13 protein-coding genes are annotated in these 12697 nt (G+C 67.7%); 8 read left to right on the top strand and 5 right to left on the bottom strand.

The genetic code is table 11. The features are described from left to right. Positions 1-4: 4 nt before the first annotated feature. Positions 5-493: a YcxB family protein gene (locus tag GNX71_RS18180; protein ID WP_206173616.1), complete on the bottom strand. Its 489-nt coding sequence runs from the start codon at positions 491-493 to the stop codon at positions 5-7. Positions 494-585: 92 nt separating this feature from the next. Here GNX71_RS18180 and GNX71_RS18175 point away from each other — a divergent pair, with 92 nt between their 5' ends. Then, positions 586-1530 carry a crotonase/enoyl-CoA hydratase family protein gene (locus GNX71_RS18175; protein WP_206173615.1) on the top strand — a complete coding sequence of 315 codons (945 nt, stop codon included), beginning with the start codon at positions 586-588 and terminating at the stop codon, positions 1528-1530. Between the two features lie 11 nt (positions 1531-1541). On the opposite strand, the gene GNX71_RS18170 is transcribed toward GNX71_RS18175, so the two are convergent. Both GNX71_RS18170 and GNX71_RS18165 read right to left on the bottom strand, forming a co-directional pair. Further along, complete coding sequence (locus tag GNX71_RS18170) at positions 1542-3044, bottom strand: alpha/beta hydrolase (protein ID WP_206173614.1); 1503 nt, start codon at positions 3042-3044, stop codon at positions 1542-1544. A 198-nt stretch (positions 3045-3242) separates the two neighbouring features. Further along, the gene (locus tag GNX71_RS18165) at positions 3243-4142 is read right to left on the bottom strand and encodes a transglutaminase family protein (protein ID WP_206173613.1); all 900 of its coding nucleotides are present in this window, start codon (positions 4140-4142) and stop codon (positions 3243-3245) included. Positions 4143-4255: 113 nt separating this feature from the next. On the opposite strand from GNX71_RS18165, the gene GNX71_RS18160 reads away from it, so the two are divergent. Then, positions 4256-4585, top strand: a complete 330-nt coding sequence (locus GNX71_RS18160) for an antibiotic biosynthesis monooxygenase (RefSeq protein WP_206173612.1) — start codon at positions 4256-4258, stop codon at positions 4583-4585. 15 nt (positions 4586-4600) lie between these two features. Beyond that, positions 4601-5401: a sulfite exporter TauE/SafE family protein gene (locus GNX71_RS18155; protein WP_206173611.1), complete on the top strand. Its 801-nt coding sequence runs from the start codon at positions 4601-4603 to the stop codon at positions 5399-5401. Between the two features lie 9 nt (positions 5402-5410). On the opposite strand, the gene mnmC is transcribed toward GNX71_RS18155, so the two are convergent. Then, positions 5411-7243: an FAD-dependent 5-carboxymethylaminomethyl-2-thiouridine(34) oxidoreductase MnmC gene (gene mnmC, locus GNX71_RS18150; protein WP_206173610.1), complete on the bottom strand. Its 1833-nt coding sequence runs from the start codon at positions 7241-7243 to the stop codon at positions 5411-5413. Between the two features lie 15 nt (positions 7244-7258). Then, a complete protein-coding gene (locus GNX71_RS18145) occupies positions 7259-7534 on the bottom strand; it encodes an oxidative damage protection protein (protein WP_013541095.1) in 276 nt (91 codons plus the stop codon). Between the two features lie 138 nt (positions 7535-7672). Here GNX71_RS18145 and GNX71_RS18140 point away from each other — a divergent pair, with 138 nt between their 5' ends. From GNX71_RS18140 to ssuD, 5 genes are all read left to right on the top strand, one after another. Then, positions 7673-8713, top strand: coding sequence for a sulfate ABC transporter substrate-binding protein (locus GNX71_RS18140; protein WP_206173609.1), 1041 nt, complete (start codon positions 7673-7675; stop codon positions 8711-8713). 92 nt (positions 8714-8805) lie between these two features. Further along, entirely contained in the window at positions 8806-9390 is a 585-nt protein-coding gene (gene ssuE, locus GNX71_RS18135; RefSeq protein ID WP_206173608.1) for an NADPH-dependent FMN reductase, read from the top strand. Between the two features lie 119 nt (positions 9391-9509). Beyond that, positions 9510-10541 (top strand): sulfonate ABC transporter substrate-binding protein, encoded by a 1032-nt coding sequence (locus GNX71_RS18130; RefSeq protein WP_206173607.1) that lies wholly within the window; start codon positions 9510-9512, stop codon positions 10539-10541. Between the two features lie 21 nt (positions 10542-10562). After that, positions 10563-11522: a sulfonate ABC transporter substrate-binding protein gene (locus tag GNX71_RS18125; protein ID WP_206173606.1), complete on the top strand. Its 960-nt coding sequence runs from the start codon at positions 10563-10565 to the stop codon at positions 11520-11522. Then, the gene (gene ssuD / locus GNX71_RS18120; protein WP_206173605.1) at positions 11522-12691 is read left to right on the top strand and encodes an FMNH2-dependent alkanesulfonate monooxygenase; all 1170 of its coding nucleotides are present in this window, start codon (positions 11522-11524) and stop codon (positions 12689-12691) included. The genes GNX71_RS18125 and ssuD overlap by 1 nt, the downstream gene beginning before the upstream one ends. Positions 12692-12697: the final 6 nt, after the last annotated feature.

The following is a 12697-nucleotide window of genomic DNA, read 5'->3' as shown; positions in this document are numbered from 1 at the left end:
CGCTTCAGGTCTCCGGACCGACGTGCCGGTTGAGCCGCTCGACGAGCGCGGCCACATCGAAGCCTTGTGCCGCTACCGACTTGGGCAGCACATGGAAGAGGCGCGGCATGGGGTAGAGCAGCACGAAGCGATCATCCTGCCGCCACTTGAGCACGTTCGCCCAGATGATCCGGCTCTCGCCGTGCGGGGCCCAGAGGCGCAGGGCATCGTCCAGCAGCTCGACCGAGAACTCGTCCTGGATCGCCCTGTACTTGCGGTAATGGCGGCGTGCGCTCATCGGCAGGACCATGTAGCGCATGGCCAGCAGCACTACTGTGCCGCCGACGAGACCGCCCAGCGCGCCCGACTGGATCTGTCGCGAACCGAAGATCGCCGTCAGCAGCAGCCCGACGGCGATCGCGATCACCACCCATCGCGCGAGGCGCGGCAGCCGCCCGTAGAGCCGCATCGCATCGACGTAGTCGTCTTCGGAAATCCTGAATGTCGCGGTCATCGCGTGGTGCTCCCCCGTGGTTTGCCTGTGCCGGTTGGCCCGGGGGCGATGCTACAAGAGCATCGCGACCCAACCCCAGGAGACACAAGACCATGCCCACCTTCAAGACCGTCCTGATCGACAAGGACCCGCAGCATCCGCGCATCGCCCGCCTCGTGCTCAACCGCCCCGAGAAGCTCAACGCCATCGGCGAGACCACGCCCTCGGAAATCCGCCAGGCGGTGGAGTGGGCCGAGGCCGACGACGAGGTGCACGTCATCGTGGTCGAAGGCGCGGGCCGCGCGTTCTGCGCCGGCTACGACCTGGGCGACTACGCCGAAGGGCATGGCCGAGAAGGCGAGGGCGACCACCCTTGCAGGCAGGAGAAGACGCCCTGGGACCCGATGCTCGACTACGCCGCGATGAAGCGCAACACCGACGACTTCATGGCCCTGTGGCGCTGCCGCAAGCCCACCATCGCGAAGGTGCACGGCTATGCGGTGGCCGGCGGCAGCGACATCGCGCTGTGCTGCGACCTGCTGACCATGGCCGACGATGCGCGCATCGGCTACATGCCCACGCGCGTGTGGGGTTGCCCGACCACGGCGATGTGGACCTACCGGCTCGGTGCCATGCGCGCCAAGCAGCTGATGTTCACCGGCGACACCATCCCGGGCACGCAGGCGGCCGAATGGGGCCTCGCGAATTTCTCGGTGCCGGCCGACCGGCTCGACGACGCCACGCTGAAGCTTGCACAGCGCATCGCGGGCGTGCCTCGTTCGCATTTGATGATGCACAAGCTGGTCGTCAACCAGGTCTGGCACTCGATGGGTCTGGAGCAGACGCAGATGTTCGCGACCGTGTTCGACGGCATCACGCGGCACAACCCGGAGGGGATGTGGTTTCGCCGGCAGGCGGAGGCCGAGGGGTTCAAGAGCGCTGTCGCGTGGCGCGACAGCGGCCGGGACATTCCGGAGGGCGACGAGGCGAGGGCACTCGTCGCTGAACTGGAAGCGAAGCTCGCAGCGGCGCGGGCGGCGGTGCCGCCCGCGCGCTGATCACTCCTCGCTCAAGTTGGGCAGGGGCGTGCCAGGGCGGCGCCCGGACGCGTCAGCTTGCTCGTGCCGCTTTCATCCAGCGTGCTCAGCGGGCGCGTGAACGTGCACCCATAGGTAGGCGCCGCCACCGTCGCAGCCGTGATCACGTCGTCGCCCGCCGGCTTCACGCCGTCGCGCTCCCACTTGATCATGGCGTCGAAGGCCTCGACCTGCTCGGCAACGGTGAAGTCGCAATGCGAGATGCCGCGAACCGCACGCTGCACCAGCCAGCCGCTGTTGCCCTTGGCCGCCACGCGCTTGTTGTAGATCTGTTCCATGCTGAAGGGCACGTACAGGTCGCCCAGCGTGTGCAGCGTGACGACCGGGATCTTGAACTCGCCGTTGGCCTTGGGAATCCAGCGCAGCCCGTCCCTGCGCAGGCGGTTGGCGTCGGCCGCCGCGGTGAGCTTGATCACCGAAGCGTTCAGCGCCGTCGAGCCCGGCACGTCGCCGTCGATCGTGTAGGTGAAGCGGTTGGTGTCCAGCGTGTTCCTGTTCAGGATGCCGTTGACCGTGCCGTCGCTGCCGAAGACGCCCCACACCGCAGCGAACGAGCCGCCGGCGGCCAGGCCGAGATCGAACATCGGGCGGTCGCCGCCGGTCAGGTTCCTCACCACCGAGGCGAACTTCAGGCCCGTGGCCGTGGGCGCGGAAGGGAAGGTGGTGAACAGCGTGGCCGTGACCTGCGCGGAGATGTCCGACCAGTTCGGCGTCGGGTATTTCGGAAGGCCCGCCAGCGCCTGCGCCGTGACTTGCGCGCCGGCGAAGTAGTCGAACAGTTCCGTGTCGCCGACCACACCGCACATCGGCACCGCGCCGTTGTACTTCACCTTGTGGTTGGCGGTGGCGAAGGCCTCGTCCTCGATGGCGGCCGCGGTGATGTGGCCGCCCATCGAATGGCCGGTGATGTAGGTCTTCGTCGGCGCGGCGAGCTCGCGGCCGTTGGCCTTGGCGATCTTGTTGAACTCCAGCGCCAGTGCGTTGGTGTCTTCGACACCGACGCGCACGTCGTAGAAGTTCTTGCTGTAGCTCGATGCGGCCCAGGCGTAGCCGTTCTGGATCAGGTAGCGGCGGATCGACGGGTTGGTCACCGACAGCACATTGGTTTCGCCCGCATAGCCGTGCGCGTACATCACGAGCTTGCCGTTCCAGTTGGCCGGCACCTCGACGTGGTACTGGGCGCCGCCCAGCACGCCGGCCCAGCGGCTGGTGGTGGTGTTGTCGACCGTGTCGCTGGCGTCCGTGGCGAGGGCCGCGAAGGTGGTGGCCGCAGGGTCTGCGGGCGCGAAGGAATTGCGGGTGTCCTGCACGCGCGTTTCTTCAGGGGCCGGCGGTGGCGGCGGCGCCGGTGGCGCGGGTGCCGGAGCCGGCGGCAACGGCGTGAAGGCAAAATTGTTTCCACCACCACCGCCGCCGCAGGATGCGACGACGAGGCTGGCGGCCAGGGCAAGGAGTGTCAGGCGTGGGGAATGCATGGGTTGTCTCTCTCCGTTCTTATGGGTTCTTGGTTGGGAAGATCACCGGCGCAGCGCTGCACGGGCCGCCATGGAGAACGACCGTGCTATTTCGCTAGACCGGCGGCGCAGCGTAGGGGCGATGCCGGGCGCATCGGCCCGGGGTTTCCCGTAGCTGCTATCTCCTGCGCGACACCGGCACAGAACCCGGGGGAGAGATCAGCCCTTGCGGCGGGTGACCACCACCGTGGCGTCGAGGCCTTCATAAGCCTCGGCGTCCCCATACCAGCTGCCCGAGATCGGCGCGGCCTGCGCCGGGTCGCGCGTGACGCCCACGCGGATGAGCTGTCCACTGCCCATCAGGTTGTTGGTCGGATCGAACGCCAGCCACCCGATGCCCGGGAGGTACGCCTGCAGCCAGGCGTGCGTGGTGCCGGCGCCGGTCATCGATTCGCCGGGCGCCTGGGCCGAGCGATCGAGCGCGGCGTCGTAGAGGTAGCCAGAGACGAAGCGGGTGGCAATGCCCAGGCGGCGCGCGGCTTCCATCATCAGCAGCGCGTAGTCGCGGCAACTGCCGCTGCCCAGCGCCAGCGTGGCCAGCGGCGTCTGGGTGCCTTCCTCGTCGCGCGCCTTGTATTCCAGGCTCTGGCCGATGTGCGCGTTCATGCGGGTGAGCACCTCGCGCGTGTTGTTGGGCTTGTCGCTGTGCAGGAACTGGTGGGCCCAGCGGATCAGCGTGCCGCTGGCGTCGTCTTCGTGGTGCGGCCGCAGGTAGTGCTCCAGGTCCAGGCGCTCCTGCACCGAGTAGGCGAAGGGCAGGAATTCGGCGGCCGGGTCGAGCGCCAACTGGTCCTGTTGTGCCGGCACATGCTCGATGGTGAAGGAGCACACGATGCGCAGTTCGGTGGCCTCACCCATCGGCTGCACCAGCGCGACGGAATTGGAATGCGGGTCTTGAATCAGCCGGGTGAAGGCCTGGGGGCTCACCTGCAGGTCGGTGGCGAGCACGCGCAGGTCGTGGCTGTCGCGGGGCCGGAACATCACCCGGTGCAGACCGAAGGTGACCGGCTTGTTGTAGCGGTAGATGGTGGTGTGCGTGATGTCGTACTGGATGGCCATGGGGCATTCTCCCGCGTTCGCGCGGTGCGCAGTGGCTTGTTCTTGTGGGCGAATGCCGCAGAATCGGCGCCCGCTCGCACTTCGAGCGAGCTTTCAAGGAGATTCCGGCCGCCATGTACTCCGCCACCTTCATCTTCGCCAGGAAGCAGTTCGACGACGAATTCCACCGTCTCGACCAGACCATCGCCGCGGCCGCGAAAACGCTGCCCGGCTACCTGGGCGAGGAGACGTGGGAGAACACGGGCAACGGACTGGTGTCGAACGTCTACTACTGGGATTCGCTCGACAGCCTGCACGCGTTGATCCGCCACCCGGTGCACCAAGAGGCCAAGGCGGCGCAGGCGAACTGGCTGGACGGCTACAAGGTGGTGATCTCCGAAGTGGTGCGCACCTACGGGGACAGCCGGATCGACCATCTGCTGGCGCCCGCGAGCCAGGCCTGAACCCGGCGACCTTCGATGCTCGAATCGTTCAGCGTCCTCCAGTTGCTGGGCGGCCTGGCGATCGGCACGTTTTCGGGCGCGGTGGCGGGGCTGCTGGGCGTGAGCCCCGGCGGGGCGCTGATGCCTGCATTGGCGCTCATGCCGGGGCTGGGCCAGCACGATGCGCAGGCGATTTCGCTCGCGGCGCAGCTGGTGCCGACCAGTCTTGCGGGGTTCCTGCGCTATCGCGTGTCGGGGCATGGGGCGTCGTGGCGCACGGTGGTCTGGATCTCGCTGGGCTTCCTGGCCGGCGCGTACCTGGGCGCGCGAGGTGCCAGTCACCTGGCCGATGCGACGCTGCGCTGGATGTTCGTGGGCTACCTGCTGGTGCTGGTCGCGCTCGTCGTGCTGAAGTCGCCTGCGCCGCAGGATGTGGATGCGCTCCTGCTTGCGGAGCCACGCGGGTCGGTGATCGCACTGGCGCTGGTGGGCGTGGTGGCCGGCGCCTCGTCGGGCCTGCTCGGCATCGGCGGTGGGCTCGCCATCACGGCGCTGCTGACGGTGGCGCTGCACTACTCGCAGCATCGGGCGCAGGCGGTGAGCCTGGCGGTCAACGTGCTGCCGCTGGCGCTGCCGGCAGTGTTCGTCTATGCGAGCGTGGCGAGCGGGTTGCCGTGGGTGTTGCTGGGGGTTGTCGTCGTCGGGCTGTGGATCGGTACGGCGGCAGGGGCGCGCCTTGCCACGCGGCTCGAGGAGCGGGCGCTGCGCAAATACTTCCTGGTGCTGGTGATCAGCATGGCGCTGCTGATGGCCTGGCGGGCCATGGGCTCGGCCTGAACGGATCGCTCAGAGGCGTTGCGTGCCGAGCGCCTTGGCCAGCGTGGCGGGCAATGGCAGCGGTTCTCCGTGCCATTGCGCGGCCAGCAGTTCGGCGCACAGGGCCGCGAAGCTGAGGCCGCGTGAACCCAATGCGGTGCAGGCCCAGAGGCCGCTCGCCTCTTCGTCCAGCGGACCGACCAGCGGCCGGCGGTCGCCCGAGGCGCATCGCACGCCGACCCAGGTGTTCACTTCGCCGCGCTCGAAAGCCGGCGCCAAGGCCGCGGCGGCGGTGGGGTGCAAGCGGGCGAGACGGTCGCGGTTCGCGGCGCTGTCGGCAGCGTTCGGGGCGAGGTCCGTGCTGTCGCGATCGAACGTGGCGCCGGTGAGCCAGAGCAGGGCGCCTTCGGCATCGGGCACTTGCGCGATCAGATGGCCGTCGCCGTTGAGCGGGGTGGCCGGGAGTCCGGCCATGTGGCCCCACGCGACCTGGCCGCGCACCGGCTGCAATGGCAGCTTCGGAGCGAAGCGGCCTGATTCGAAGCCGGCTGCGACGACCACGCGGTCTGCTGCCATCAACAACTGGTCCGCCGCATCGAACAGTTGCCAGCCGTCGGCCTTTCGCGTCAACCGCGCCACGGCGGCATTGCCGCGGAATTCGACACCCGGCTGGCGCAACCACGCCTCGATCAGCCGCGACGGGCGCACCCAGCCGGCACGCGCATGCCAGAGCGCGGGGACGTCGGCTGGCAGGCCGGCCGCCATCAACTGTTCGGCGCTCGCAGGCCACGATTCGTTGGGGCCGCTGTCGCTCCATCCGGCGGGCACGCGGGTGTCGCCTTCGGGGCGCCGCTCCAGCACGCCGCTGGCGCGCCAGTCGCGGCCTTCTTCGAGCAGCCGTTGCAGTTCGAGCCAGGTGGCACGGATGCCCGCACGCGTGAGACGCGAGAGCAGGGCGTCGTCGGGGGACACATGGGGCGCCAACACGCCGACCGGCAGGCCGGAGGCGCCCGAGGCAGGGCGCGAGGCCGCATCGAGCACCGTGACCTGCCAGCCGCGCCGCGCGAGGCTTGCGGCGACGGCCGCACCCGCGAGACCGGCGCCGATCACCGCGCAACGCCCCGGTGCCTCGATCCGCTCAGGCGCCGGGCCGCGGCGCCGCACCGTCCATGCTGGGGCGAACACGCCGCCCAGGCAGTCGCGCTTGGGCGGGAGACCGGGGCGCCGTTCGAGTTGAAAGCCGTTTTGCGAGAGCGCATCCCGTACCGCACGCGCGTAGGTCCAGGTGGCGAGACCCGTGCCTTGGCGGGCAAAACGCGACACCGCCTTCAGCGTATCGGGCGACCACATCGCCGGGTTCTGCTGCGGGCTGAAGCCATCGAGAAAGAGGCTGTCGGCCTCGAAGCGCTGGGCGCGCAGCATCGGCTGCACGTCGCCGATGCACAGCGTGAGCAGCACGCGACCTTCGTCGAAAGCCAGCCGGTGAAAGCCTGGCAGCAGCCCATGCCACTGCGCGACAAGCTCCCGGGCCAGCGACGCCAGTTCCGGATACGCCTCGGCAGCCCGCAAGAGATCGTCCGCCCCGACCGGATGCGCCTCGACCGAGACGAAGTGCAGCATCCGTGGCCGGTCGGCGTCTGCACGCCACGCCTGCCAGGTTGTCAGGAAATTGAGGCCCAGCCCGAAGCCGGTTTCGAGAATCCGCCATTGCGGCTGCCCGGCCCAGGCTTGAGGCAGGCCGCAGCCGCCCAAAAACACATGGCGCGATTGCGCCAGTGCCCCGGTTTCGGTGTGATAGATGTCGTCGAAGCGTTCGCTGCGAGGGACGCCGTCGGCGCGCCAGGCCACTGGCTCAGCGGTCACGGCGGGCAGCGACGTTCAGGCCGCCGGTGGGGGCACGTAGCCCTGGGCGACGTCGGCGCCTTCGCCGAAGAAATGCTTTTCCATCTGCCGCGCCAGGTACTGGCGGGCGCGCAGATCGGCCAGGTTCAGCCGGTTCTCATTGACCAGCATGGTCTGCTGCTTGAGCCAGGCGGCCCAGGCTTCCTTGCTGACGTTTTCCCACAGGCGCTTGCCCAGGTCGCCGGGATAGGGCGGAAAGTCGAGCCCTTCGGCCTCTTTGCCGAGCTTGATGCACTGAACCATGCGAGCCATTTTTTGCCTCTTGGGTGGGGTAAGCGTTTCGCTTAGTTGATTTAGCTATTTAGAACTGAAAACTTGGTCGTTCCAGTTTCTATATGTCGTATTGAGAATACGCAGCTTCATTGATATGCCTTTTTAGAGCAAGACACCATGAGCCTTCGCCGCGACTTTATCAAGCTTTCCCTGGGTGCCGGCGCGGCCGGTGCCTTGGCCCTGTCGGCATTGCCGACGTTTGCCCAAGGCGGCGCGGCCCCGGTGACGCTGCTGAACGTGTCGTACGACCCGACGCGCGAGCTCTACGTGGACTACAACCAGGCCTTCGCCAAGTACTGGAAGGGCAAGACCGGCCAGGACGTGACGGTCAAGCAGTCGCACGGCGGCTCGGGCAAGCAGGCCCGCTCGATCATCGACGGCATCGACGCCGACGTGGCCACGCTGGCGCTCGGCGGCGACGTCGATGCGCTCGTCACCCACGGCGGCCTCGTCAAGGCCGACTGGCAAAAACGCCTGCCGCACAACTCCGCCCCGTACACCTCGACCATCGTGTTCCTGGTGAAGAAGGGCAACCCCAAGGGCCTGAAGGACTGGGACGACCTGGTCAAGCCCGGCGTGCAGGTGATCACCCCCAACCCCAAGACCTCGGGCGGCGCCCGCTGGAACTACCTGGCCGCCTGGGAATTCGCCAAGCGCAAGTACGGCGGCGATGCCAAGGCCAAGGAATACATCGGCAACCTGTTCAAGAACGTGCCCGTGCTGGACACCGGCGCGCGCGGCTCGACCATCACCTTCGTGCAACGCGGCGTGGGCGACGTGCTGCTGGCCTGGGAAAACGAAGCCTTCCTGGCGCTGAAGGAATTCGGTCCGGACAAGTTCGAGATCGTCGTGCCGTCCATCTCCATCCTGGCCGAGCCCAGCGTGGCCGTGGTCGACAAGGTCGTCGACAAGAAGGGCACCCGCGCCGTGGCCGAGGAATACCTGAAGTACCTGTATTCCGACGAAGGCCAGGACATCGCGGGCCGCAACTTCTACCGCCCGACGTCGGACAAGGCGAAGGCCAAGTACGACAAGCAGTTCCCCAAGCTGACTTTGGTGACCATTGACCAAGCGTTCGGTGGCTGGGCGAAGGCGGACAAGGAGCATTTCGCAGACGGTGCCTCCTTCGACCAGATCTACACCGCAAAACAGAAGTAAGCCGCGCTGCCGAGCCGGTTCCCAGGGCGCCCGTTCCGCGAGCGCCGTGACCCGGCACGCCCTGAATCTCCGAAGAAAACCGAAAGCCTCCTGTGTCCGTTCTCCTGATTGCCGGCAGCCCCTCGGCCCCGTCCCGTTCCACCGCCTTGCTCGAGGCCGTGGGCGACCGGCTGGCCAAACGCCATGCCCGCATCGAACGGCTCGCGATCCGCGACCTGCCCGCGCAGGCGCTGCTGCTGGCCGAGTGGAACCATCCGGCCATCGAGCGCGCCATCGCCCAGGTGGCGGCGGCCCGCGTGATCGTGGTGGCCACGCCGGTCTACAAGGCGGCCTACAGCGGTGTGCTGAAGGTCTTTCTGGACCTGCTCGCGCAGAACGCCCTCAAGGGCAAGACCGTGCTTCCGCTGGCTACCGGTGGCAGCCCCCATCACATGCTTGCGCTCGACTATGCGCTGCGGCCCGTGCTGCAGTCGCTGGCGGCGCGTCACATCCTGCCGGGCGTCTACGCGAGCGATTCGCAGATCGTGCTGACGCCCGAGAACGCTTATCAGGTGCACAACGACCTGGCCGAGCGACTCAATGAGGCCGTCGAGGTGCTTGCGACCGAAGGCCTGAAGCTGCCTGCGACACACGGCTTCGAGCCCGTGCCGTTCTCCCGCGTGCGATGTAGCGTCTGAACGCGGGGTTCTTCATAGAACCCGGCGTCGCCAGACCCATCCCCGTCCCCGTTTTTGAAGCCGCCTGTGCGCGGCAAGGGGGACAGCTTTGCCCAAAGTTTTGCACCAAGGAACCCCGCATGAACCCCGTTGCCACCGAAGACTCCGCGTTCGAAGCGCCGCCGCGCTCGATCTGGCAGGCGCTGCGCGATCTCGCGATCAGCACCGTCGTGGTTGCCGCCATCGCGCTGATCGTGAGCTTCATTGCCGCCTCCTCGGCTCATGCGCAGGGCAAGCCCAAGGGCGAGCTGCGCATCGGCTATCAGAAATCCGCCAGCCTCTTCGTGCTGCAGAAGGCGCAGGGCACGCTCGAGAAGAAGCTCGCGCCGCTGGGCTTCGGCGTGAAGTGGGTCGAGTTCCCGGCCGGCCCACAACTGCTCGAAGGCCTGAATGTCGGCGCGGTCGACGTGGGCTATGTCGGTGAGGCGCCGCCCATCTTCGCGCAGGCCGCGGGGGCCAAGTTCGTCTACTTCGGCTATGACCCGGCCGCGCCGCGCGCCGAGGCGATCCTGGTCACGAAAGACTCGCCGATCAAGTCCGTCGCGGACCTGAAGGGCAAGAAGGTCGCGCTCAACAAGGGCAGCAACGTGCACTACCTGCTCGTCAAGCAGCTCGAGAAGAACGGCCTGAAATTCTCCGACATCCAGCCCGTGTACCTCGCACCGGCCGACGGCCGCGCCGCCTTCGAGAGCAAGAACGTCGATGCGTGGGTGATCTGGGACCCGTTCCAGGCGGCAGCCGAGAAGGCCACCGGCGCTCGTGTGCTGGCCGACGGAACGACCGACGTGGTCAACAACTACCAGTTCTACCTGGGCGAACGCGGCTTCGTGAAGAACAACCCGAAGGTCATCGACGCGCTCTTCGCCGATTCGGTGGAGCAGGGCATCTGGCTCAAGAAGAACCTGCGCCAGGCGGCCGAGCAGATCGCGCCGCTGCAGGGCCTGCCGGTCGATGTGGTCGAGCTGGCATTGCGTCGCTACGAGTTCAACGTGAAGCCGATCACGCCCGCCGTCGCGGCCGGCCAGCAGCAGATCGCCGACACCTTCTTCGCGCTGAAGCTCATTCCCAAGCCCATCAAGGTCAGCGACGCGGTTGTCACCGCGCAGCCCTGAATCCCTTTCGAGCATTTCTCCATGACCCGCATCTCCATTCCCCGACGCCGCCTGATCCAGGGCGCCGCAGCCGCAGCCATCGCGCTGCCTTCGTTCGCCGCGCTGGCACAGGCGCCCGCGCGCCAGTTCCGCATCGGCAACCAGAAGGGCACGCTCAACATCCTCAAGGGCCGCGGCACGCTCGAGAAGCGTCTCGCGCCGCTCGGCGTCACGGTCAAGTGGACCGAGTTCACGGCCGGGCCGGTGCAGCTCGAAGCGCTCAATGTCGGCTCGATCGACTTCGGCGATGTCGGCGAGGCGCCGCCCATCTTCGCGCAGGCCGCAGGAGCGCCGCTGGCCTACGTGGCCGCCACGCAGTATCGCCCGCAGACCGAGGCGGTGCTGGTGCCCAAGGGCTCGGCCATCAAGACCGTGGCTGACCTCAAGGGCAAGAAGATCGCGCTCAACAAGGGCTCGAACGTCCACTACTTCATCGTCAAGCTGTTCGAGAAGCACGGCCTGTCGTATGCCGACCTGAACCTGGCCTACCTGCCGCCGGCCGATGCGCGCGCCGCGTTCGAAAAAGGTTCGGTCGATGCGTGGGTGATCTGGGACCCGTTCCTGGCCGCCGCGGAGAAAGCGCTCGACGCGCGCATCCTCGCCGACGCCACGGGTGTCGTCGGCAACCGCGCCTACTACTTCTCGTCGCTCGACTACGTGGCGAAGAACGCCGACGTGCTCGCCATCGCCATCGACGAACTCAACAAGGTCGATGCCTGGGGCACGGCGAACAAGGGCGATCTCGCCGCCGAACTGGCCGCGCTGTGGGGCCTGCCGAAACCGGTGGCCGATGTCACCGTGAACCGCACCGCCTACGGCATCACGCCGATCACCAAGGCCATCCTGGCCGAGCAGCAGAAGATCGCCGACACCTTCTTCGAGCTCAAGCTGATCCCCAAGAAGATCAACGTGCTCGAAGCCGCCGGCGCGGGAGTCGCGTGATGCAGATCTTCTGGTTCCTCCCCACGCACGGCGACAGCCGCTACCTCGGCACGAGCGAGGGCGCGCGCCCCATCGACCTGGCCTACCTGCAGCAGATCGCGGGCGCGGCCGACAACCTCGGCTACGAAGGCGTGTTGATTCCCACCGGCCGCTCGTGCGAAGACCCGTGGGTGATCGCCTCCAGCCTGATCGGCTCGACCAAGAATCTCAAGTTCCTGGTGGCCGTGCGCCCGGGCCTGCACCAGCCGAGCCTTGCCGCGCGCATGGCCGCGACCTTCGACCGGCTCTCGGGCGGGCGCCTGCTCGTGAACCTCGTGACCGGTGGTGACCAGGCCGAGCTGGAAGGCGACGGCGTGTACTTGGATCACGCCTCGCGCTACGAGCAATCGGCCGAATTCATCCGCATCTGGCGCGAGATCCTCACGCGCAGCCATGACGGCCAAAGCTATGACTTCGAAGGCAAGCACCTGAGCGTGAAGGGCGCCAAGCTGCTGTATCCGCCCGTGCAGACGCCGTACCCGCCCGTGTGGTTCGGCGGCTCGTCGGCTGCTGCCCACGACCTCGCCGCAGAGCAGGTCGATGCGTACCTGACGTGGGGCGAGCCGCCCGCCGAAGTCGCCAAGAAGATCGCCGACGTGCGCGCACGCGCCGAACGGCAAGGCCGCCGCGTCGAGTTCGGCATCCGCCTGCATGTGATCGTGCGCGAGACCGAAGACGCCGCATGGAAGGCCGCCGAGGAACTGATCAGCCGCGTGGACGACGAGACCGTCATCCGCGCCCAGGCCGCCTTCGCGCGGATGGACTCCGAAGGCCAGCGCCGCATGGCCGCGCTGCATGCCGGCGGCGCCAAGCGCTCGCGCGCCGAGCTGGAGATTTCGCCGAACCTGTGGGCCGGCGTGGGCCTGGTGCGCGGCGGTGCGGGTACGGCCCTCGTGGGCGATGCCAAGACCGTGGCCGCGCGCATCGAGGAATACGCGGCGCTCGGCCTCGACAAATTCATTCTCTCGGGCTACCCGCATCTGGAAGAGGCCTACCGCTTCGCCGAGCTGGTCTTCCCGCTGCTCTCGCGCAAGGCGCAGGCGCGGCTCGCGGGCGGTTCGCTGAGCGGTCCGTTCGGCGAGGTCGTCGCGAATCTCGATGCACCCTCGCGCCTCGTCTCCCAGAGCTGAACCCAA

It is taken from the genome of Variovorax sp. RKNM96, from assembly GCF_017161115.1.
Classification (GTDB): Bacteria; Pseudomonadota; Gammaproteobacteria; order Burkholderiales; family Burkholderiaceae_C; genus Variovorax.
Note: the sequence above shows the minus strand (reverse complement) of the source record. Positions and strands in the feature narration are given on the sequence as shown.

Excerpts from the sequence above, each read along its gene's own strand:
- GNX71_RS18180 (WP_206173616.1), bottom strand. The coding sequence starts at position 493 with ATGACCGCGACATTCAGGATTTCCGAAGACGACTACGTCGATGCGATG.
- GNX71_RS18175 (WP_206173615.1), top strand. The coding sequence starts at position 586 with ATGCCCACCTTCAAGACCGTCCTGATCGACAAGGACCCGCAGCATCCG.
- GNX71_RS18170 (WP_206173614.1), bottom strand. The coding sequence starts at position 3,044 with ATGCATTCCCCACGCCTGACACTCCTTGCCCTGGCCGCCAGCCTCGTC.
- GNX71_RS18165 (WP_206173613.1), bottom strand. The coding sequence starts at position 4,142 with ATGGCCATCCAGTACGACATCACGCACACCACCATCTACCGCTACAAC.
- GNX71_RS18160 (WP_206173612.1), top strand. The coding sequence starts at position 4,256 with ATGTACTCCGCCACCTTCATCTTCGCCAGGAAGCAGTTCGACGACGAA.
- GNX71_RS18155 (WP_206173611.1), top strand. The coding sequence starts at position 4,601 with ATGCTCGAATCGTTCAGCGTCCTCCAGTTGCTGGGCGGCCTGGCGATC.
- GNX71_RS18145 (WP_013541095.1), bottom strand. The coding sequence starts at position 7,534 with ATGGCTCGCATGGTTCAGTGCATCAAGCTCGGCAAAGAGGCCGAAGGG.
- GNX71_RS18140 (WP_206173609.1), top strand. The coding sequence starts at position 7,673 with ATGAGCCTTCGCCGCGACTTTATCAAGCTTTCCCTGGGTGCCGGCGCG.
- GNX71_RS18130 (WP_206173607.1), top strand. The coding sequence starts at position 9,510 with ATGAACCCCGTTGCCACCGAAGACTCCGCGTTCGAAGCGCCGCCGCGC.
- GNX71_RS18125 (WP_206173606.1), top strand. The coding sequence starts at position 10,563 with ATGACCCGCATCTCCATTCCCCGACGCCGCCTGATCCAGGGCGCCGCA.
- ssuD (WP_206173605.1), top strand. The coding sequence starts at position 11,522 with ATGCAGATCTTCTGGTTCCTCCCCACGCACGGCGACAGCCGCTACCTC.